Source organism: Micromonospora sp. NPDC085948, assembly GCF_040686315.1.
GTDB lineage: Bacteria > Actinomycetota > Actinomycetes > Mycobacteriales > Micromonosporaceae > Micromonospora.
The window spans coordinates 33,233-52,626 of record NZ_JBFBJW010000010.1; the positions used below are offsets into that span (position 1 = coordinate 33,233).

Consider the following 19,394-nt stretch of genomic DNA (forward strand, 5'->3'; position numbering starts at 1 on the left):
ACGCCAACTCCGTGCTCGGTTCAGGTGAGGTCGCGGCGCCTCGCGACGAGCAGGGCGACGCCCACGGCGCTCGCGGCGTACAGGAACAGGAGTCCGAACGCCACCGGCAACGCCACCGTGCCGCCCAGATGGGCGACTGTCTCGACGAGGCCGATCGGCAGGTAGTGGCCGATACCGAAGGCAAACCCGAGGAGCATCTCGACGAACTGCCATCCGATGACTGCCCCGACGGCGATGGCCGGCTGGGGCACCAGCACCCCGATGGCGGCGCCGAGCGCGCCCAGCACGCTGATCGCCGCCGTCACGGCCAGGATGCGAAGGACGGCCTCGCCCGGTCCGTCGAGCACGACGTCCCGACCCATGGCGATCGGTGTGACGACAGCGGTCGCCAGCAGCGTGGACAGCAGCCCGAGGACGGCGCCGACGCAGGCGAACGCCGACACCTTGGCGCCGAGCACGGGGAAGCGCCGCGGCACTGCCAGGTAGTGGAGGCCCACCGTCCGGCGGACGAACTCACTGCCGACCACGGCCGCGGCCAGGGCGGCCACGACCACGCCCACCACGACGAGCGAGACGTCCATGAAGTCGACGACGCTCGTGTTGTCCTCCACCTGGTCCAGTGCGACATCCAGCAGGCTGATGAAGGCCACGACCGGAAGGACGAGGAGCACCGCCCAGGTCGACCGCACGGTACGGAGTTTCATCAGCTCGGCGCGGGTCAGTGCGATCATCGGATCGATTCCTTTCCACGGGTGAGGCGGAAGTAGGCCTCCTCCAGTGAGGGCTCAGTAACGAGAAGGCGGTCCACGCCGATGCCGTTGTCGAAGGCGACCCGGCCGACGGCGCGCGGGTCGTTTCCGGCGACGGTGAGGGTGGTCCCGGTGCGTTCGAGCACCTGGTGGCCCCGTGCGGCCAGCAGACCGGCGAGACGGTCCGGCTCGGGGACACTGATCCGCACCGTCGGGTCGCCGGCGAGCTTTCTCAGCCCGGCCAGCGTCTCCTGGGCGATGAGCTGGCCGTGCCCGACCACGACCGCCTTGTCGACCATCAGCGCGAGCTCGGCCAGCCCGTGACTGGACACCAGCACGGCACGGCCCTCGGCGGCGAGGCCACGGAGGAACTCGCGCAGCCAGCGGACGCCCTCGGGGTCCAGCCCGTTGGCGGGCTCGTCGACTATCAGGATCGCCGGGTCGCCGAGCAGGGCCGCTGCCAGGGCGAGCCGCTGACGCATGCCGAGCGAGTAGCCGCCCGCCCGGCGGCCGGCAGCGCTCTCCAACCCGACGTCGTCGATGACCTCCTCGACCCGCCGCTTGGAGAGCCCGGCCTGGCGGGCCAGGATCCGCAAATGGTTGCGGCCGCTGCGGCCCGGGTGCACGGCGCCGGCCTCCAGGACGGTGCCGACGGTGCCCAACGGGTCGGCCAACTCCCGGTAGGGGCGTCCGGCGACGTGTGCCCGGCCGCTGTCCGGCCGGATGTGCCCGACGAGCGAGCGCATGGTGGTGGTCTTGCCCGCGCCGTTGGGGCCGATGAAGCCGACCACGCTGCCGTACTCGGCGGTGAAGCTCAGGCCGTCGACGGCTCTGAGCGTGCCGAACGTCTTCGTCAGCGCCGCAACCTCGATGGCGTACGAACTGGTCATGGACTTTCTTCTCCTTCTGGGACGTGTTCCGTTCGCACGCGTCGAGGACGAATCCGGGTCATCGGGAGGACGGGGCAACGGTGCTGGCCGCGACCGGACGCGCGGCATCGGCGTTCGGGGCGGGCCGGCGCTCCTCCGTGCGGCGGCCCCACCGGGTACGCCCGCCGGGCTTGACGACGGAGAGGATCGTCGCGGTCCACAGCAGGACGGTGAACAGCCCCATGGCGCCGACGAGCAGCATCCCCGTGGTGCCGGGCTCGATCAGTCCCGCTGCGCCGCGGGCCTCAAGCTCCTCGATCCAGGGGCCCTCGACGCCCGCCAGGAGAGGTATGGCGAGGGCGATGACCAGCTTGGCCAGCACCCACTTGTGCTTGCGCAGGCCCCACGGGGTGCCGAGCGAAACCACGACACCGATGATGATCGTCAGCAATGCACTCGGAATCGCCAGGAAGACATCGAACTTGCTCAGCAACAGGTAGGCCCCGTGCTGCATCTCGTGGCTGTCGGCCGTCGCCCCGATGATCGCCAGCAGCAGCATGCCCGTCGCGATGCCCAGCCAGCCGACCCCGATGCCGACGTGCAGCGTCAGCCACACCTTCCGCGCCATCCGACCCAGCCGGGGAAAGCGCGGCTTCAGACCACCCACGATCGCCGAGGACAGCGCCATGCCGAGCCACGGCGAGTCGTGGGCGAACAGGAACAGGAACTGCGCCGGTACGAAGAGCAGGTGGAAGACGATCAGCACCTGGCGGGTACGGGCGGCGAGTGCGGGGCGCCCGAGCGCGAGCCAGCCGCCGAACGACAGCACCGCGGCAAGCGCGTAACCGTACGTCCCCGCGGTCGTGAAGTGCGGGTGCGGTGGGTCGGTACGCAGCGCGATCAAGGCACCCGCGGTGACCGCGAAGACACCGAAGACGAGCTGCGTTGTTCGCGGATTGAGACGTGGTCTGGCCATGCCCCCACCCTCGCCGGGGCGGGCAGGTCGGGGCGTCGGCGGATCTGATGGAACGGGTCAGTCCATCGGCGATGATCAACGGGGGTGGTGTACAACTTTCGACCGACGCCTGCGCCGGTCGATCGGCCCTACGCTGGCACCATCATGACGTCGCGTCTCCTGGACCAGGTGGTGCGCTGGTCCCGCCACCAGCCGCTGATCGACGCGTTGGCGGCGTGCGCCATCGCGGTGCTCGTGGCGACCGGGGAGTTCGGGACAGATTTCTTCGGCCCCACCATCGCCGGCTTCGGGCCCCGCTATCCTCCGCTGTGGCTCGGCATCCCCCTCGGCCTCGCGGTCGGGCTGCTGACCTGGCGGCGGCGCCAGACCCCGGTGCTGTTGCTGGCCTGCTCCCTGGGTGCGACCTTTCTCGTGTCGGCCCACGTGACGGTCCTGCTCGCGCTCTACACGCTGGCCGAGCGCACCACGGCATGGCCGAAGGTCGCCGCCAGCGTCCTCGTCTCGGTGGTCCTGGTCGGCACCCCGATCTGGCGGTACTCCGGTGCCGATGGGGCGATCCCGCTCAGCGTTGCCATCTGCGTCGCGCCAGCGTTGCTCGGCCTCTACGTCGGGACCCGGCGGGAGCTGATCGAGCGGATGCGGGAACGGGCCGAGCGGCTCGAACGCGAGCAGCACCAGCGGGTGATCCAGGCCCGCAGCGACGAACGCGCCAACATCGCCCGTGACATGCACGACGTCGTCGCCCACCGGGTGGCGCTCATCGTGCTTCAGGCCACCGCACTGGAGTCGGCCAGGGGCCGGGACGCGGTGGCCCGGGGACGGCAGATCGCGGCGATTGGGCGGGAGGCGCTTGCCGAACTGCGCGCCCTGGTGGGAATCCTGCGCGGTGCTGACGCCGCGCCACTCGCCCCGCAGCCCGGCCTGGCCGAGCTGGATGCGCTTGTCGAGGATTCCCGCCGGCTCGGCGTACCGGTCACCCTGGAGATGGGGAACGTGACCGGGGAACGCCTACCGCTGCTCATCGAGCATGCCGCCTACCGCATCGTGCAGGAGTCCCTGACCAACGTGCACAAGCACGCGCCAGGCGCCCGAACCCGGATATGCATCCGGCAGACACAGCAGTCGCTGCGGGTGACGATCAGGAATGGGCGCGGACGGCCGGCCACCGCCCCTCCCCTGCCGGTCGGCGGCCACGGGCTCCTCGGCCTCGCCGAACGCGTCCACCTGATCGGCGGGAAGCTGACCTCGGATCCGACCCCCGACGGCGGATTCAGCCTGGTCGCCGAGATACCCATCGCAGCCGGGAAGGATCATGACCGCACCGACTAGGACGTTGATCGTCGACGACGAGTGGATGGTGCGCTCGACGCTGCGCACCATCCTCGACGCGGCCCCGGACATCACGGTCGTGGGAGAGGCGTCCGACGGGTCCCAGGCGGTCGAGCTGGCACGGACGCTGCGGCCCGACGTCGTCCTCATGGACATCCGCATGCCGCGGACCGACGGGCTCACCGCGACCGAGCGGATCTCCCGGCTCGACCGGCCGCCCCACGTCGTGGTGCTCACCACGTTCGATCTCGACGAGTACGTGCACACGGCGCTTCGCTCCGGCGCCGTCGGTTTCCTGCTGAAGGACGCCACCGCCGAAGACATGATCAACGCGGTGCGGAGCGCGGCGCGCGGCGACGCGATGATCTCCCCACGGGTCACCCGCAGACTGCTCCGCCAGTTCTCCGGCCCGACCCCCGATCGACGCAGCAACGCCGAACAACGACTCACGGTGCTCACCGAGCGGGAACGAGAGGTCCTGGTCGCCGTCGGCGGCGGCCTGTCCAACACCGCTATCGCGGCCGAGCTCTACCTGAGCGAGGCGACGGTGAAGACCCACATCAGCCGGATCCTGGCGAAGCTGGGCCTGACCAACCGCGTCCAGGCGGCGATCCTCGCCCACCAGGCCGGAGTGCTCGACTGAGTCCCTGACCACGTCGCGTGGGCGCCTGTGGCGCTTCACGATCACCTACCATCGGCCCCATGCGTCGCGTGGCACGGTCCCTGGCACTAACCCTCCTCCTGGTCCTGTCGACCTGCACCGGAAAGCCCGACGACTCCGGGGACGTCGCGTTGACCGTCTTCCTGGACAACGACGCGACGGCGACACAGAGAGACGCCGTGCAGCAGCGACTCCGGTCGATGCCGAGCGTGCAGGGCGTGGCTCTCGAAACCCGCGACCAGGTGTACGAGCGGTCCAAGGCCGATTTCCAGGACCAGCCCGACCTGCTGGCGGATCTCAAGCCGGAGTACGCGCCCGAGTTGGTGCACGCCACCGTCACCGACTCTCTGATCGCCGAGGCGATCGAGTTGGTGATGGCCGAGGCCGACGGTGTCGACGGGGTGTCGTTCCGGATGGCGGACGCCGACCCTCGGCCCTCCCGGATCGGGGTCATCGTCCGGTTGAAGACCTCGGCGACAAGCGACCAACGCGCCACCATCCACGACGCCGTCCGGGCACTGCCACACGCGACGTCGGTCGGGTTCGAGGACCGTTCCGCCGCGTACGAGCGCCTGCGCAAGCGGTGCCAGGGCAAGGGTGACCTGACCACGCAGCTCAAGGCGCTGATACCGCACGAGTCGTGGCGGTTCGCGCATCCCCTGAATGGCAAAGGCTCCGGGGTATCACACCTGATGACACTCGACGGGGTCGACGGCCTCAATCTGGTCCCCGTCGAAATGCTGTAGTCGCACCCCCCTAGAGACACATCAGCTCACGCCGGGCGGGTCGCGCTCGGAGTCACCTGTTGCGAGATCCGGCGTGGGTGGCGAGCCAGTTCGGCGGCAAGGGAATGGTGTGGAACCACTCCCGCGATATCTGGCCGTAGAACGGCGCCTTGAGCACCGGCGTTCCCCCGCCGAACCGAGCAGCGGCCGCGGAGGCGCGCCGGACGTTCAGCCACCAGCCGCCCCTCCCCCGGGAGGCGACGATTCTGCCACCCTGGACGATGCCCACGTGACGGGTCATGGGTGGCAGATTACGGGTCGTCCACACCCGGCCGTGGAAGTAGACGATCGCGTCGATGTTGGACCACTTCTCGCGCATCGCCGGCCGGCCGAAGTCATCCGGACCCAGATAGACGCCCTGCTCGTCAATGGCGAAGAGCAGCTCCCGCCGCATCGCGCTCCGCACGCGACGAAGCCCCATGCTGACGAAGATGCCCTCGAACAGCACGCCGAGGATGACGAACAGAAAGCGGACGCGCAGGTCCTGCAGGCCGACCACGATGGCCGTGACCGGTAACAGGCTGTACAGCGCCAACGTCAGTCCGGTCCGGAGCCGGCTCCGCCGGACCACGTACGCCGAGGCGGCATCCATTCTCATGACTAGAAGATACGGTGGCGATCACGAGCGGCCCGGCCGCGGCCGGCGGTCCCACAGCACCAGGCCGGTGAGCAGCATCGCGACGCCCAGCCCGACCATCGCCAACCCCGCCGCCGTGTGCGCGCTCCCGCTGAGGTGACCGGCCACGATCCACCCGCTGTCGATCCCGAACGCCAACGGCATCACCCCCTGCGGGATCACCGGGATCCACCCCACCGTGAGCAGTCCGAGTGCCCACGCGGTCGCGGTGTTCTCCCGGTACCACTGCGCGTCCCAGTTCAGCGGGAGCACCGTCTCCGCGGGTCGGCTCCGCTGGCCGGCCGCGGCGAGCACGTCGGTTCCGCGCTGGGTGAGGCGTTCGTCGGCCAACCAGATGCCGCCCCACCAGGCCGCGGCGCCGCCGAGCAGCCCGACCAGGGGCAGCAGCGGCGCCACCTCCGGCGGACCCCAGATCACCAGGGCGAGCACCGGCGCGGCGGCCACCATCCCGGACCCGGTGGCGACCAGCACGCTGACGATGTCGGTGGGGTTGTCGGCCGAGGTGGGGTGCCGTGGGTCGGCTACCGGCCGCACCCGCAGCAGCGACACCCACACCGGCACCGACGCGCCCGCGCCGAGCAGAGCCGGCAGGGTGGAGAGCGCGGCCAGCGGGTCGACGTCGGGCGCGAGGAGCACACCGACGACGGCGAGCAGCACCCCGATCGGGGTGATCAGCATCAGCCAGGCCAGGGCCCGACCGCGGACCTCGGCCCGTTCGCCGCCAGGTGTGGTGAGCGGCAGCCACAACGCGGTGCCGTCCAGTCCGACCAGTCCCGCCGACATCGCCGCCGCGCCGAGCACGGCGAGCGACCCGGCCCACGGCAGCAGCAGGTACACGTCGGACAGCAGCGGCAGCCCGGCGAGCAGCGCGCCGTACACCACCGCGAACGCCAGATACTGCAACCGCAGCGGATGCCGCATCCAGGCCCGTACCTCACGGCCCACGACCGCCCGCGTCGCGGCCGGCACCCACGCCCGCCAGCCGCGCCCGGGACGCCCGTCTCCGGCCGGTGACGCCGCCGTGGTCGCGCGCCGCGCATCCGGCTCGTCGCCGTCGCGCCGCACGGGCGGGAACGCGGTGGTCCCGCGCGGCCGGAACGGCACGCCCGTGGTGATCACCCTTCGCACGAGCAGGAGGTACGCGGCGGCGCAGAGCGCCACGATGCCCACCAGGGTCGCCATCAGGCGCACCCCCTGCCCGGTTGGTCCGGAAGCGGCGGCGACCGGCCAGGCACTCGGCACATACCCCATGGCCCGGACGACCTCGTCCGGCGCCCCGACGAGCAGGACCGACACCCAGGGGAAGACCGCCCAGAGCGACCCGGCGACACCCATCGCCGTGCCGGTGAGGACGCCGGTGAGCAGCGCCCCGGCCGGACCGCCGGCGTGGCCGACGATCTCCAGTGCGATCGCCGAACCGATCAGCCCGAGCAACCAGAGCAGCACCGCGCCGACGGCGGCGACGAGGACCGCGACGAGGCCGTGCCGAGCGGCGTGCACCGGCAGCGCGGCGAGCGCCACGAGTGAGACGGCCGGGCCGATGCCGATCGCCGACGCGGCGAGCAGACCGGTGGCGGCCGGGAGGCCACCGATCGGCTCCAACCGTAGGTGAGCTGGGCGGACCCGGCCGCGCCCGCCGCCGAGCAGCAGCGGCAGCACGATCCAGCCGAGCACCCACGCCCCGACGAGCAGGGCGAGGGTGTGCTGGTCACCGCGCAGCGCGTACCGGATCAGCCAGACGGCGGCGAGCAGACCCGCCAGGCCGGCCACCGTGGGTCCCGGATGCTCGCGCAGCGAGCGACGCAGCATGGCCGCGCGCATCCGGGCCGGCACCGCGATCGTGTGCAGGGCGCCGGCGTGCGGTTGCGCGCTCATCGTGCCTCGGTCAGCCAGTCCAGGCCGGCGCTGCCGGAGGCGTCGGCGCCGACCAACTCGACGAACCGTTCCTCCAGGCTGCCGCCGGCGGCGACCTCGGCGACCGGCCCAGCGGCGGCGACCCGGCCCTGATGGATCACGGTGACCTCGTCGCACATCTGCTCGACCAGCAGCATCGAGTGGGTGGACAGCACGCAGGTGCCGCCGCCGCCCACGAACCGGCGCAGCACCCGGCGGATGGTGGCCGCGGAGACCGGGTCGACCGCCTCGAACGGTTCGTCGAGCACGAGCAGCCGGGGGGCGTGCAGCAGCGCCTGGGCGAGGCCGAGCTTCTTGCGGGTGCCGGTCGAGCAGTCGGCGAGTGGTGTGCCGGCGCCCTTGGCCAGACCGAGCACCTCGATCAGCTCGGCGGCGCGTTCGGTGGCCGCGACGCGGTGCAGCCCCCGCAGGCCGGCGCTGTAGCGCAGCAGTTCGGCGCCGGTGAGGCGTTCCGGGAAGTCGAGGCCGTCGGGCAACACCCCGGTCAGCGCCCGGGTCAGGCCGCGGTCGCGCAGCGCGTCGTGCCCGAGGATGCGGATCTCACCGGCGTCCGGAGTGACCAGCCCGACGGCCATTCCGATGGTGGTGGACTTGCCCGCACCGTTGGGACCGACGATGCCGTGGAACGTGCCCGAGTGGACCGTCAGGTCGATGTCGTCCACCGCGCGATGCGCCCCGAAGGTCTTCACCAGGCCGCGAATCTCCAGTGCCGGGGAAATCACGCGCCGAGCATAGGTGACCTTGCACGACGGTGTGGTCCGCTACCGACGGTCCACGGTGGGCATTGGTGCTCAGACGACGCGCACCAGCCGGAAACGCTCGGTCACGACCAGGGTGTCGTCGTCGACCGTGAAGTCGGGATTGCCCAGTTCCTCGCGCACCTCCGCGCTGTGCCAGAACGTCTCGTGCCCCGCCCGCCACTGCGCCACCGACTCGTCGCCCTCGCCCTCGGCCAGGGCGTGTGCCAGGTCGACGTCCGCGAGCCGAACCACCCGTACGTCGGTCAACTCGATGACCGCGACCCGCCGACCGGCGGAGTCCACCACGGCGGACAGTTGGCCCACCTCGGGCAGCGGCTCGTTCGCGCACTCGTAACCGACCAGCAGGCCGGTCGTCGAGGTCTTCGCGCCAGTGAGGATCGCGGCGACCAGCGTGTCCCGCAGCGGCCCCGGAAACGCGAACTCGGCGAGTGGAAGATCATCGAGGTCCATCCGCGGAGGGTACGCGATCTGGTGCGCGCCGGAAGAACCGTCGTCGACAAACCCTCGGCGGCGCGGCACGGTCTGGTGATGGGGTCTCCGCCGCTGGCCCTACGCGTAATGTGGCGTCGCGCTCGGCTACGGCGTGGCGATGGTCTTCCTGCCGAGGGATACGCAGTAGACGTCGCCGGAGTTCGCGGAATGCGGCAGCGCGGCGAGGTGCGCGGCCATGTCGTACGCGCTTACCCAGCTCTGGAAAGTCATCGACTTGTCGTCGCCCAGCGCGACGTCGAAGCCGTCGAAGCCGAGCACGGTCAGGCGATCGAGACACCGACCGGCGACCGCGCGCGCGATGGTGGTGAATTCGAACGAGAGCGCCGGCAGTGGCCCACTCAGGCCGGCCAGCACCTCGTCCTCGAAACCCTCCACGTCGATCTTGGTGAAGCGTGGCGTGCCGTACTCGTCGATCAGGGCGTCGACGGTGACCACCGGGACCTCGATGACCGAGTCCCACACCTCGCCCTCCCACCCGCCCGCGCCCCGGGCCGCCCGCACGAACTCGGGCGAGGCGGTCGACACGGTGGGGTTGGTGGAGTTCAGGTGCAACCGGGTACGGCCGGGGGCCGCGCCACACGCGGCGTCGACGAGCCTCACCTGATCGTCGTCGGCGTAGATCGCCCGCAGGGCGCGCAGGCACAGCGGCTGCGGCTCCACGGCGACGACCCGGGCTCCGAGTCGGCGGAAGCTGCCGATGTGGTCACCCACGTGGGAGCCGATGTCGAAGACGAGATCCCCACCGGTGACGAACCGGGAGTAGAAGGCGTCCATCCGCGCGTCGCGTTCGGGATCGCCGTAGTAGACGTCCAGCGAGCGGTGCAGCGGGGACATCGCCGGATCGCTCCGGAGCGCGGCGATCCTGGTGTCGGTGGTAGCCGTCATGCGTCTGGGTCCAGTCCGTTGGTGGGGTGCGACGGGGGCCGGGTCACGGTCCGAAGGCGGTCAGGAACCGGTCCCGGAAGGTGTCCATCCGCCAGACCGGCGCCTGCGGTCCCGGCTTGAGGCCGTCCTGCCAACCCCACCCGGAGATCCGGTCCAGCACGGCCCGGTCCTTCGTGATGATCGTGATCGGGACGTCGTGGCTGGCGTCCTCACCGGTGACGACCGCGGCGGGCTGGTGGTCGCCGAGGAAGACGAACACGAGGTCGTCGTCTCCGTAGGTCTGCACGTAGGAGATGAGCGTGCTCAGCGTGTACTCGATGGACGTGCGGTAGTCCGCCCGGATCTGGGTGGTGTTCCGGCGCCGGTCGTCGTCCGACCCGTCCGCGCCGGCGGCGCGGTAGACCGACCCGTCGCCGACGGCGGCCCAGTCGAGCATCGGCGGAACGGGGGTCCAGGGCGCGTGGCTCGACACCAGCGCCAGCTCCGTCATCACGTTGCCGTCCGGCTTCGCCTGCTCCAGGCGCTGCCAACTGGCCAGGGTGTACTGGTCCGGCATCGTGCCGAAGCTGAACTTCGGGCCACGGTACGCGAGCGCCTTGGCGTCGTAGAACCGCTGGTAGCCGAAGAACGACCCCTCCGGCCACGCCCTGCTGACGGCGGGCATCACTCCCACGGTCTGCCAACTCGCCCGCCGGAAGGCGCCGTTGAGGGTCATCCGGTCACTCGCCAGCAGGGTGCGGTGACGCTGGTCGTTGTCGATCCAGAGGCCGGAGAGCAACGTGTCGTGCGCGAGCCAACTGCCGCCACCGAACGTCGGCGAGGTGAGGAAGCCACTCCGCGCGGCGAAGCCGGCCGCGCCCAGCCGGCTGGTGCCGCCGTCGAGGACGGCACCGACCTGCGGCGCGAACTCCGGGTCCTCGACGGCGTCGCGGCCGTAGCTCTCCACGAACGCGACCACCACGTTCTTGCCCCGCAGCGCGGTCAACAGCTGGTCGCCCGGGGTGTCGCGGAACGGGTCGGCCTCGATCAGCGAGGAGAACGTCTTCCGGTCGTCCAGACGCAGGCGTACCTGGAAGCCGTGGCCGTTGGCCAGGGTCGTCGCGGACGTGTCGGCGACCGGCACGGCCGGCGTCACCCGCACATCGAACGCGGCGCAGGCCACCCAGATGACCACGAGCGCGGCCACCACCCGGGTGGTGCCGGTGCGGTGCCCGACCACCAGCCGTCGCAGTCGCCGCACCGAGAGCGTCACCAGGACGGGCAGTCCCACGAGCACCACCGCCAGGAGGGCGGCGACGCCGATCGCGGCGGGCCGGCCGTACGACTCGCTGAGGAAGGCGAACCCCTCGTCGAGCAACGCCCAGTCGAGCACCGGGTCGAACGCCCGACTGAGCGCGGCCGTGAACCCCAGGTCGAGCAACTTCAGCAGGCCCAGCAGCCCGAGGGCCACCCCGGCGAGGGTGGCGACCAGTCGGCTGCCCCGCTGCGGCAGGGCGAGCAGGAGGGCCACGACCAGAAGCGCCTCCAGGGGGATCCGGACGAACGCGGCAGGGGTGAGACGGCCGAAGTCGTACGGCATGGTGAGGACGACCAGCACGAGCAGCGTGGCGAGGACGGCCGTCAGCCCGGCGGCGACGGAACGCCTCGCTCGACCCGCGCCCGCGGTGCCATCGTCGGCGGTGCCACCCGGGACCCCGTCCCGCATCGCTCGTCTCTGGCTCGGCAGCTCACGTACTCGCGTCAAGAGCGACAACCCGGGCATCCTTCCATGGTCGGTGCGGTGTACGGGCGGCTCAGACGCGGGCGATGTCACCGCGGGTCGCGGTAACCGTCGGGCGGTGGCTGCTCACCTGGACCATCGTGGCCGGTACGCCCAGGATGCTGTGGAGCGGGGTGCGGCGACGGTGCCGGGTCACCCACAACCACCTGACGTCGCGGCCGAACGACTCGATCAGCAGCGCCAGCGACGCCATCAACACCACTGTCGTCAGCAGTCCGGGCAGCGCGTCCGCCAGGGCCACCAGCAGCACCACGCCCTGGATCGCCGCGACGACCTTGCGCCAGTAGCGCGGCGGCAGGGACCCGCGCATCCAGCCCAGCACCCAGCTCGCGGCGACGAAGACGTAGCGCATCGCGCCGATCGCGAGCACCCAGCCGCCGACCGCCGGAGCGACGTGGAGGCAGAGCACCAGCACCAGGAACGAGTCGATCTCCATGTCGAAGCGCGCGCCCAGCTCACTCGTGGTCCCGGTGCGTCGGGCCGTGTACCCGTCCACCGCGTCGAGGGCCAGCGCCACGGCGGTCAGGGCGACCATCAACGCGATCGGCGCCGGCCGGGTGAGCGCGTCCGCGGCCAGGGCCGTCACGCCGCCGACGAGGATCGCCCGGCTCAGGGTCACCCGGTCCGCCGGGCTCAGACCACGCGCGGCCGACCGGGACATCCCCCGGCCGAGCAGGACGCACAGGCCCACCCCGTACGCCAGGCCGGCCACCCATCCCGCAGCGCCGAGACCGACCGTGCCGGAAAGCACCGCCAGCAGAGCGATCTGCACGATCAGTCCGAGGACCGGACCGGTTCGAACCGTTGACATCGTGCCTCCGCGACTCTGGTGGGGTGACCTCACCGGGAACACGGAAAATATGACCGATAGGTTCATTCTGAAACGCCCGCGGCACGGCCGGCATGGCGGACGCGGGAGGAGTCGCCCCGGCCGACGTGTGCCGACAGGACACCCCGACACGCGTCGAGGTCAGCGCGTGCCGGCTCCGGGCGTGCCGAGGGCGTGCAGCGCGGCGGCGGTCACCGGATCGGCGGGGAAGAATGCCTCGACGGCCAGTCCGGCGACGGTGACGTCCAGCGGGGTGCCGAAGAGGGTGGTGGTGCTGATGAAGGACAGCTCCCGCTCGCCGTGGCGGTACCGCAGTGGTATGACGACACGCGACCGTTCGTCGCTGGTGGGCGCCACGACGTCGTCGCCACTGGGGTAGCCGCGAAGTTCTTCGAGCAGGTCGGACAGGACCGGGTCGGTGGTCATCGCGGCCTGCTGACGCAGGCGGGCGAGCAGGTGGGCCCGCCACTCGGGCAGGTTGATGATTCTTGACGCCATCCCGTCGGGGTGCAGGCTGAGCCGCAGCACGTTGATCGGTGGGGTCAGCAGGTGAGGTGCCGCGCCGTCGGTGAACAGGGCGACGGCGGGGTTGGCCTCGACGAGCTGCCAGTGCCGGTCGACGAGTACCGCGGGGTACGGGCTGTGCCCGTCGAGCATCTGCCGTACGGCGGCCCGTAGCGGGGCGAGTTCCGGGTCGCTCAGCTCCTGGCTGGGATAGGCGGGGGCGTATCCGCCGGCGAGCAGCACCGTGTTGCGCTCCGCCAGTGGCATGTTGAGCTGCTCCGCCAGCCGCAGGATCAGGTCCGGGCTTGGCCGGGACCGTCCAGTCTCCACGAAGCTCAGATGCCGGGCCGACACTCCCGCCCCGATCGACAGGTCGAGCTGACTCAACCCACGGGCTCGACGCCAGTCGCGCAGCAGCTCCCCCACCGCCCGGCCCGGCCTGGTCCTGGTCGTCACTCCCTGACCCTAGTGACCACAACGGGTTACGCCCTATTACCTGCGACGTAATCGACAGCGAGCGCCGGCACTCGCGATCATTTCCGGAAAGGCCACGACCCGTCCGCAACGAAGGAGAATCATGACCGCGTACGCGCTTGCTCATCTGCGCCGGGCACCCGTCCATGCCGAGGTGCTGGAATACCTGGAGCGCATCGATGCCACTCTGGTGCCCTTCGGTGGCCGGTTCATCGTCCACGGTGGGTCTGTCGAGGTGCTCGAAGGTGGGTGGTCGGGCGACCTGGTCATCGTCGAGTTTCCCGATTCGGCCAGTGCCCGATCCTGGTACCACTCGCCCGCGTACCAGGAGATCAAACCCCTGCGGACGAGGCATCTCGAGGGCGAGTTGATCCTCGTCGAGGGAGTCGAGGCCGACCACCGCTCAGCGGAGTTGGCTGCCGTGCTCCGACGGGCCGTCGGTTCCTGACGTCGGGGCCAGGTCCTCGGCGGGGCGCGGCCCTCGGGTGCGGGCACCACACGGAACTGGTCCCGGTCGGCGAGCGACCCGGGACCAGTGGGTGACGCCGTTCAGGAGGCGGCGATGCCCTCCATGCCGATGCCGTTCTCGAACTTCGGCAGGCCCTCCACGGTGGTGACGAGCTTCAGCGAGCCGTCCTCGTTCACCTCGTAGCCCTGCACGTTGCCGGCGGTGGCGTTCTGGACGTACAGGAAGCCGTCGCTGGTGGTCATGTCGATCGACCCGCCGTTGGTGTCGGCGGCGACGTTCTTGACGATTTCGAGCTTGCCGTCGTCGTTGACCCGGTAGGAGCTGATGGTGGAGCTGCCGGCGTTGGCGACGAAGAAGTAGTCGCCGACGCGTTGGATCCAGCACGGCGCCAGCTGACCGTTGGGCACCGACGGTCCGACCTGGTCGAGCGTGCCGTCGTCCTCCAGCTCGAACCGGCTGACCGCGTTGGCACCCGACTCGGTGACCAGCAGCGAGTCCTCGCTGTCGAAGGTGAAGCCGAACGGGGTGTTCCCCGCGTCGCTGATGACGGGGTTCGAGGCCAGCTCGCCGTGGCGACCGATCTCGTAGCTGAACATGACGTTGGCGCCCTTCGTCGACACCAGGACGAACTCGCTGTCCGGGTCGATCTTGACCTGCGCCGGGGCGGTGCCGAACGCGGGCGGGTTGCCGTTGTGCAGCCCGAGCGACCGGTTGGCGTCCTCGATCCGCGACAGGCGGCCCTTGTGCAGCTCGAAGCCCTGCACCGAGCCCTCGCCACCGGCGTTGAGGACGTAGACGAGGTCGCCGCGGGCCGCGATGCTGACCGGCAGCAGGCCCCCGGACCAGATGACCTGGAGCTTGTGCAGCTTGGTGCCCTCGACACCGAAGACGGTCACGGTGTTGCTGCCGGCGTTGACGGCGAAGAGCAACCCCTTGTGGTAGATCAGGGAGCCCTGCGAGGCCAGCGCGTCGAGCGGCGCGCCGATGGTGAAGCCGCCCAGCCCGCCGGTCTCGTACTCGCCTGCCTTGGTGAGACGGCCGTCCTCGTCGCGGTCGTACACCTTGATGGTGTTGCCCTCGGCCTTGTTGGTCTGGACGAAGACCGCGCCCTCGTCGCCGTGGTGGTATTCACCCCCCTTGCGGTCGTCGTGGTATCCGGGGCCACCACCGTCGGCGAGAGCGGTCCCGGGGGCTGATCCGACGCTGGTCAGACCCGCCAGGAGGGCTGCCGCGAGCGCAACGCTGCGCTTCATCACTGAACTCCTTTACGCACACGAAGGGAGGAATACGAGTTTTCCTCTACTTCGAAAGCTATCGGAGGATGTAGTCATGAAGGGCGGTCTTACCCTAAAGCGGTAATTTCATACCGTTACGTGAAACGAGCAGACGTACGTGCCCGGATGGCATATCGCAAAGCCGACGGTGATGGCGTGCACGGGCCACCGGATGGGATGCTGCACGGGTGATTCGCCGACACGCCGTCCGGCTCGGGCTGGCGATCGCGCTACTCGCCGGCTGCTCCGAGGCGGCGTACCCGCTGCCGGATCGAAACTCGGCTGACGTTCAGGCTGAGGAGAAGCGGCTCGCGACGCTCCTGCCCGGCGAGCTGCTGGGCGGACCAGGCACCTGCAAGGTCCGACTACTCGGGCGCGACGGCTCTTCCTCGTTTGCGTGGGCGCACTGCGATGCGGCCCCGGGGTCCGAGGGCGGTTGGAGCGTCTCCGTGCCGGTACGAGTGGACGGCGATCGCGTAACGCAGCCCGGCGACGGCAGCGAATACTCCGCGAGTGTGCGCCGAATGTTCCCCGAGCGGCTGGCAAGAGTTGTTCTCGACGACGACGGCAAGCTGCGGCCCTGACGGACTCGGATGGCGACGACAGCACTGCCGTTTCGCGGATCTGGGCGCGGCGCGGGGAGGTTCGAGGCCCGTTTTCGCCTCCTACCCAGGGAGGAGGCCCGCTCCGACCGCCGGCCGCAACCGGGGCTCGCGGTCGGACGCTTTCGACCGCACCGGCCGCGAGCATCTACAGACATGACTACCGTGCTGCGTCGGGCGACGCACTGGAACCGCCCACTGATGGTCCTGGTCTCCGTGATGGCGGTGCTCACCGTCATCGCCGCGGTCGGCGTTCTCGCCGACTCGCGCGTCCTCATCGGGGCTCCGATCTGGCTCAAGCCGTTCAAGTTCGGGGTGTCCTTCGTGCTGTACGGCGCGACGCTCGCCTGGATGCTCTCCCTGCTGCCCCGACGCAGCCGGGCCACCGAGAGGGCGGCCGTCGTCATCGTCGCGGTGGCGGTCGTCGAGAACGCGTGGATCGTCGGTCAGGTGCTCCGCGGGGAGACCAGCCACTACAACGTCACCACCCCCCTGAACACGGTGCTGACCGCGTCGACGGGCCTGGCGATCATGTTTCTGTTCTTCGCGCACCTCGTCATCGGGGTCGTCGTCCTGATCCAGCGGATCCCCGACCGGGCCGCCGCGACCGCCGTCCGGTGGGGGCTCGGCCTGTCCCTGCTGGGCATGCTCGCGGCGGTACCGATGATCCTGCCGATGCAGGACCCGGGCATCGAAGGGATCGGCGGGGCGCACAGCGTCGGCGTGCCCGACGGCGGGCCGGGGTTGCCGATCGTCGGTTGGAGCACCACCGGCGGTGACCTGCGGATCGGGCACTTCGTGGGGCTGCACGCCCTCCAGGCGCTGCCGATCCTGGCGATGCTGCTGACCCGGTTCGCCACGCGGCTGGACCAACGCACCCACGTCCGCCTGCTGGTCGTCGCGGGCAGCGCCTACGGCGTACTCACCGTGTTGTTGACCTGGCAGGCGCTGCGCGGACAGCCGCTGCTGCGCCCGGACGCCAGCACGCTGGCCGCGGTCGCGGTCCTGGTGCTCGCGACGGCGGCCGCCAGCGGGCTGGTGCTGGCCGGCCGACGCCGCCCGGAACTGGCGTTGGTCGCATGACCGAGACGCTGTTCTCCCTGACGTTCACGGTGGCCGCGCCGTTCTGGGCGCTGATGATCCTGCTGCCGCGCTGGTCGTGGACCGCCCGGATCATCGCCTCGCCGCTGATCGTGCTGCCGGTCGTGGTGATCTACGCCCTGCTGGTGATCCCGGCGATGGGCGACGTGCTGACGGCCGTGGGGTCGCCGACCCTGGACGGGGTGCGTGACCTGCTCGGCACCTCCACCGGGGCGGCGGCGGGCTGGGCGCACATGATCGCGTTCGACCTGTTCGTCGGCCGCTGGGCGTGGTTGGACAGCAGGGAACGGGGGGTGCCGGCGCTGGTGATGGCTCCGGTGCTGCTGCTGACCATCCTGCTCGGACCGCTGGGCCTGGCCGCGTACCTCGCGGTCCGGCCCCGGTGGCGGCGGCCGGCGGCTGCCGCCACCGACCCACAGCACCTAGGCTGACCACCGTGGGATGGCCGGCGCGACTGTTCGACATGCGCGACACGCTCGTGCGGATGGTGCTGCTCGACCTCAGCGGGCTGGGTTTCCTGCTCCTCGTCCCCTACGGCCGCGCCGCCAGCACAACACAGTGGATCCTCGCGGCGCTCGCGTTCGCGGTGGCCCTGGCGACACACCGTCGACCGGTGGTCAACCTGGTGATCCAGACCGTCCTGCTGGCGGTCGCGCTCAGCCTGGTCGAGGACTTCACCATCAACCAGGTTGGTGCCAGTTGGGCGCTGCTCGAGGTCACCATGCGGGCGCACCGCCCCCGGGTCATCTGGCTGTCCGCCGCGTTGCTCGTCGCGGTCGACCTGACCGACTCGATCGGCGCCCCGGTCAACCGGGTCGCCTCCGGCGTCGTCGGACTGGCCCTGGAGGTTGGCGTGCCGGTGCTGCTCGGCCTCGTCATCCGCGCCAACCGCCAGTTGAGTCGACAGGCCGTCGAGCGCGCCGTGGCCGAACAGCGCCAGCACGCGTCGGAGACCCGCGCGGCCCGCGCCGACGAACGCACCGCCATCGCCCGCGAGCTGCACGACGTCGTCGCCCACCACGTGGCGTCGATGGTCCTGCGGGTCGGCGTGGCCCGGCACGTGCTCACCGACCTGGACCCCCGGGTCGGCGAGGTGTTCGACGACGTGCACGGCACCGGCACCGCGGCCCTGGCGGAGCTGCGCCGGCTGGTCGCGGTGCTGCGCAACCCCGACGGAGTACGCGGTGACGCGGCGCTGACCGCGATCGAACCCTCCGCGCTGCCGGCGGCGATCGGCACGTCCATCGACCGGGCCCGGCAGGCCGGCATCACCGTGGACGCCGACCTGGACCCGGCGATCGGTTCGCTCGACGCGGTCCGCGGCATGGCGGTCCTGCGACTGACCCAGGAGGCGCTGACAAACGTGGCCAAACACGCGGGGACGTCCGCGCTCGCGCACCTCGTGGTCGCCGTTCGCGACGGTGCCGTGCACTGGGAGGTGACCGACAACGGACACGGTGGGACGCCGGTGGGCGCTCCGACCGGTGGCGGGCACGGCATCACCGGGATGCGCGAGCGCGTCGAGGTCCTCGGCGGTCGGCTGGAGGCCGGCCCGACCCCGACGGGGTGGCGGGTGCGTACCGTGCTCCCGTCCTCCGGCGCCCAGCCGCCCGCCCCCACGGTGCCCCGGGACCGCACGTCCCCCGCCGGTGCGCCCGCGCCGGAGCCGGCGTGATCCGGGTGCTGCTGGTCGACGACCAGCACCTCATCCGCGCCGGGCTGCGGATGCTCTGCGACGCCCAACCCGACATCGAGGTCGTCGGCGAGGCCGACAACGGCCGGGAGGCGATCCCGCTGGCCGGGCGGCTGCTGCCCGACGTCGTCGTCATGGACCTGCGGATGCCCGGTGTCGACGGGATCACCGCGACCAGCCGGATCCTCGCCGACCGCCCCAGCACCCGCATCCTGGTGCTGACCACGTTCGGCGACGACGACCACCTCTACCCCGCCCTGACCGCCGGAGCCTGCGGGTTCCTGCTCAAGGACGCGCCCCCGACCGAACTGCTCGACGGCATCCGGCGGGCCGCCGTCGGTGACAGCCCGTTCAGCCCGGAGGTGCTGCGGCGTCTCGTCCAGCGCGCGGTGCACGCCCGGCCCGAGACACCACGGCAGGCGCCGGGTCTGACCGCCCGCGAACACGACGTGCTGGACCTGGTCGCCGAGGGCCTGTCCAACACCGAGATCGCCGACCGGCTGCACATCGGTGTCACCACGGTCAAGACCCACATCACCAGTCTGATGACCAAGACCGACAGCCCCAACCGGGTACGCCTCGCCCTGTTCGCGCGCGGCGTCTGACCCAC

At 71.0% G+C, this 19,394-nt stretch carries 20 protein-coding genes and 1 pseudogene; 9 read left to right on the forward strand and 12 right to left on the reverse strand.

The window, feature by feature from the left end; all coding sequences use genetic code 11:
- Positions 1-20: 20 nt before the first annotated feature.
- From AB0O48_RS23535 to AB0O48_RS23545, 3 genes are read right to left on the reverse strand one after another with little or no spacing between them, the layout of a single operon-like run.
- A complete protein-coding gene (locus AB0O48_RS23535) occupies positions 21-731 on the reverse strand; it encodes a hypothetical protein (protein ID WP_357570989.1) in 711 nt (236 codons plus the stop codon).
- The gene (locus AB0O48_RS23540; protein ID WP_357570990.1) at positions 728-1,639 is read right to left on the reverse strand and encodes an ATP-binding cassette domain-containing protein; all 912 of its coding nucleotides are present in this window, start codon (positions 1,637-1,639) and stop codon (positions 728-730) included. Before AB0O48_RS23540 ends, AB0O48_RS23535 begins: the two co-directional genes overlap by 4 nt.
- Before the next feature lie 58 nt (positions 1,640-1,697).
- Positions 1,698-2,594, reverse strand: coding sequence for a hypothetical protein (locus AB0O48_RS23545; RefSeq protein WP_357570991.1), 897 nt, complete (start codon positions 2,592-2,594; stop codon positions 1,698-1,700).
- A 144-nt stretch (positions 2,595-2,738) separates the two neighbouring features.
- Between AB0O48_RS23545 and AB0O48_RS23550 the strand changes: the two genes are divergently transcribed.
- Genes AB0O48_RS23550 through AB0O48_RS23560 form a run of 3 tightly spaced genes read left to right on the forward strand, consistent with a single transcriptional unit; the run spans position 2,739 to position 5,330 of the window.
- Positions 2,739-3,923 carry a histidine kinase gene (locus AB0O48_RS23550; RefSeq protein ID WP_357570992.1) on the forward strand — a complete coding sequence of 395 codons (1,185 nt, stop codon included), beginning with the start codon at positions 2,739-2,741 and terminating at the stop codon, positions 3,921-3,923.
- Positions 3,907-4,566 carry a response regulator transcription factor gene (locus tag AB0O48_RS23555; protein ID WP_365068358.1) on the forward strand — a complete coding sequence of 220 codons (660 nt, stop codon included), beginning with the start codon at positions 3,907-3,909 and terminating at the stop codon, positions 4,564-4,566. Before AB0O48_RS23550 ends, AB0O48_RS23555 begins: the two co-directional genes overlap by 17 nt.
- Before the next feature lie 59 nt (positions 4,567-4,625).
- Entirely contained in the window at positions 4,626-5,330 is a 705-nt protein-coding gene (locus AB0O48_RS23560; protein ID WP_357249822.1) for a permease-like cell division protein FtsX, read from the forward strand.
- Between the two features lie 52 nt (positions 5,331-5,382).
- Here AB0O48_RS23560 and AB0O48_RS23565 read toward each other — a convergent pair whose 3' ends face one another.
- From AB0O48_RS23565 to AB0O48_RS23600, 8 genes and pseudogenes are all read right to left on the reverse strand, one after another.
- Positions 5,383-5,904 (reverse strand): hypothetical protein, encoded by a 522-nt coding sequence (locus tag AB0O48_RS23565; RefSeq protein ID WP_365068361.1) that lies wholly within the window; start codon positions 5,902-5,904, stop codon positions 5,383-5,385.
- 84 nt (positions 5,905-5,988) lie between these two features.
- Positions 5,989-7,881 carry a hypothetical protein gene (locus AB0O48_RS23570; RefSeq protein ID WP_365068363.1) on the reverse strand — a complete coding sequence of 631 codons (1,893 nt, stop codon included), beginning with the start codon at positions 7,879-7,881 and terminating at the stop codon, positions 5,989-5,991.
- Positions 7,878-8,642: an ABC transporter ATP-binding protein gene (locus tag AB0O48_RS23575; protein WP_357249830.1), complete on the reverse strand. Its 765-nt coding sequence runs from the start codon at positions 8,640-8,642 to the stop codon at positions 7,878-7,880. The genes AB0O48_RS23570 and AB0O48_RS23575 overlap by 4 nt, the downstream gene beginning before the upstream one ends.
- 69 nt (positions 8,643-8,711) lie before the next feature.
- Complete coding sequence (locus AB0O48_RS23580; RefSeq protein WP_357249833.1) at positions 8,712-9,131, reverse strand: ASCH domain-containing protein; 420 nt, start codon at positions 9,129-9,131, stop codon at positions 8,712-8,714.
- Between the two features lie 126 nt (positions 9,132-9,257).
- Entirely contained in the window at positions 9,258-10,058 is an 801-nt protein-coding gene (locus AB0O48_RS23585; RefSeq protein ID WP_357249836.1) for an FkbM family methyltransferase, read from the reverse strand.
- 43 nt (positions 10,059-10,101) lie between these two features.
- Entirely contained in the window at positions 10,102-11,763 is a 1,662-nt protein-coding gene (locus tag AB0O48_RS23590; protein ID WP_357249839.1) for a sulfatase-like hydrolase/transferase, read from the reverse strand.
- Between the two features lie 211 nt (positions 11,764-11,974).
- Positions 11,975-12,649 (reverse strand): annotated as a pseudogene (locus AB0O48_RS23595) (CDP-alcohol phosphatidyltransferase family protein); the annotation flags it as partial.
- Positions 12,650-12,808: 159 nt separating this feature from the next.
- Complete coding sequence (locus AB0O48_RS23600; RefSeq protein WP_357570999.1) at positions 12,809-13,627, reverse strand: helix-turn-helix transcriptional regulator; 819 nt, start codon at positions 13,625-13,627, stop codon at positions 12,809-12,811.
- 121 nt (positions 13,628-13,748) lie between these two features.
- Here AB0O48_RS23600 and AB0O48_RS23605 point away from each other — a divergent pair, with 121 nt between their 5' ends.
- Positions 13,749-14,093 carry a DUF1330 domain-containing protein gene (locus AB0O48_RS23605; RefSeq protein WP_357249845.1) on the forward strand — a complete coding sequence of 115 codons (345 nt, stop codon included), beginning with the start codon at positions 13,749-13,751 and terminating at the stop codon, positions 14,091-14,093.
- 101 nt (positions 14,094-14,194) lie between these two features.
- Here the strand turns inward: AB0O48_RS23605 and AB0O48_RS23610 are convergent, their stop codons facing one another.
- The gene (locus AB0O48_RS23610) at positions 14,195-15,367 is read right to left on the reverse strand and encodes a beta-propeller fold lactonase family protein (protein ID WP_365068366.1); all 1,173 of its coding nucleotides are present in this window, start codon (positions 15,365-15,367) and stop codon (positions 14,195-14,197) included.
- 209 nt (positions 15,368-15,576) lie between these two features.
- Here AB0O48_RS23610 and AB0O48_RS23615 point away from each other — a divergent pair, with 209 nt between their 5' ends.
- The 5 genes from AB0O48_RS23615 to AB0O48_RS23635 all read left to right on the forward strand — a co-directional run bounded on the left by AB0O48_RS23615 (position 15,577) and on the right by AB0O48_RS23635 (position 19,389).
- Complete coding sequence (locus AB0O48_RS23615) at positions 15,577-15,972, forward strand: hypothetical protein (protein WP_357249851.1); 396 nt, start codon at positions 15,577-15,579, stop codon at positions 15,970-15,972.
- Between the two features lie 174 nt (positions 15,973-16,146).
- Complete coding sequence (locus AB0O48_RS23620) at positions 16,147-17,073, forward strand: hypothetical protein (protein WP_365068369.1); 927 nt, start codon at positions 16,147-16,149, stop codon at positions 17,071-17,073.
- Positions 17,070-17,522 carry an ABA4-like family protein gene (locus AB0O48_RS23625; protein ID WP_357249857.1) on the forward strand — a complete coding sequence of 151 codons (453 nt, stop codon included), beginning with the start codon at positions 17,070-17,072 and terminating at the stop codon, positions 17,520-17,522. The genes AB0O48_RS23620 and AB0O48_RS23625 overlap by 4 nt, the downstream gene beginning before the upstream one ends.
- Positions 17,523-17,527: 5 nt before the next feature.
- Positions 17,528-18,766, forward strand: a complete 1,239-nt coding sequence (locus AB0O48_RS23630; RefSeq protein ID WP_365068371.1) for a histidine kinase — start codon at positions 17,528-17,530, stop codon at positions 18,764-18,766.
- Positions 18,763-19,389, forward strand: coding sequence for a response regulator transcription factor (locus AB0O48_RS23635; protein ID WP_357249863.1), 627 nt, complete (start codon positions 18,763-18,765; stop codon positions 19,387-19,389). Before AB0O48_RS23630 ends, AB0O48_RS23635 begins: the two co-directional genes overlap by 4 nt.
- Positions 19,390-19,394 lie beyond the last annotated feature (5 nt).

What these genes read in the sequence shown, in the direction of transcription:
- AB0O48_RS23605 (WP_357249845.1), top strand. Translation starts at nt 13,749, where the DNA reads ATGACCGCGTACGCGCTTGCTCATCTGCGCCGGGCACCCGTCCATGCC.
- AB0O48_RS23540 (WP_357570990.1), bottom strand. Translation starts at nt 1,639, where the DNA reads ATGACCAGTTCGTACGCCATCGAGGTTGCGGCGCTGACGAAGACGTTC.
- AB0O48_RS23570 (WP_365068363.1), bottom strand. Translation starts at nt 7,881, where the DNA reads ATGAGCGCGCAACCGCACGCCGGCGCCCTGCACACGATCGCGGTGCCG.
- AB0O48_RS23550 (WP_357570992.1), top strand. Translation starts at nt 2,739, where the DNA reads ATGACGTCGCGTCTCCTGGACCAGGTGGTGCGCTGGTCCCGCCACCAG.
- AB0O48_RS23580 (WP_357249833.1), bottom strand. Translation starts at nt 9,131, where the DNA reads ATGGACCTCGATGATCTTCCACTCGCCGAGTTCGCGTTTCCGGGGCCG.
- AB0O48_RS23545 (WP_357570991.1), bottom strand. Translation starts at nt 2,594, where the DNA reads ATGGCCAGACCACGTCTCAATCCGCGAACAACGCAGCTCGTCTTCGGT.
- AB0O48_RS23610 (WP_365068366.1), bottom strand. Translation starts at nt 15,367, where the DNA reads ATGAAGCGCAGCGTTGCGCTCGCGGCAGCCCTCCTGGCGGGTCTGACC.
- AB0O48_RS23555 (WP_365068358.1), top strand. Translation starts at nt 3,907, where the DNA reads ATGACCGCACCGACTAGGACGTTGATCGTCGACGACGAGTGGATGGTG.
- AB0O48_RS23625 (WP_357249857.1), top strand. Translation starts at nt 17,070, where the DNA reads ATGACCGAGACGCTGTTCTCCCTGACGTTCACGGTGGCCGCGCCGTTC.
- AB0O48_RS23560 (WP_357249822.1), top strand. Translation starts at nt 4,626, where the DNA reads ATGCGTCGCGTGGCACGGTCCCTGGCACTAACCCTCCTCCTGGTCCTG.
- AB0O48_RS23620 (WP_365068369.1), top strand. Translation starts at nt 16,147, where the DNA reads ATGACTACCGTGCTGCGTCGGGCGACGCACTGGAACCGCCCACTGATG.
- AB0O48_RS23585 (WP_357249836.1), bottom strand. Translation starts at nt 10,058, where the DNA reads ATGACGGCTACCACCGACACCAGGATCGCCGCGCTCCGGAGCGATCCG.
- AB0O48_RS23590 (WP_357249839.1), bottom strand. Translation starts at nt 11,763, where the DNA reads ATGCGGGACGGGGTCCCGGGTGGCACCGCCGACGATGGCACCGCGGGC.
- AB0O48_RS23535 (WP_357570989.1), bottom strand. Translation starts at nt 731, where the DNA reads ATGATCGCACTGACCCGCGCCGAGCTGATGAAACTCCGTACCGTGCGG.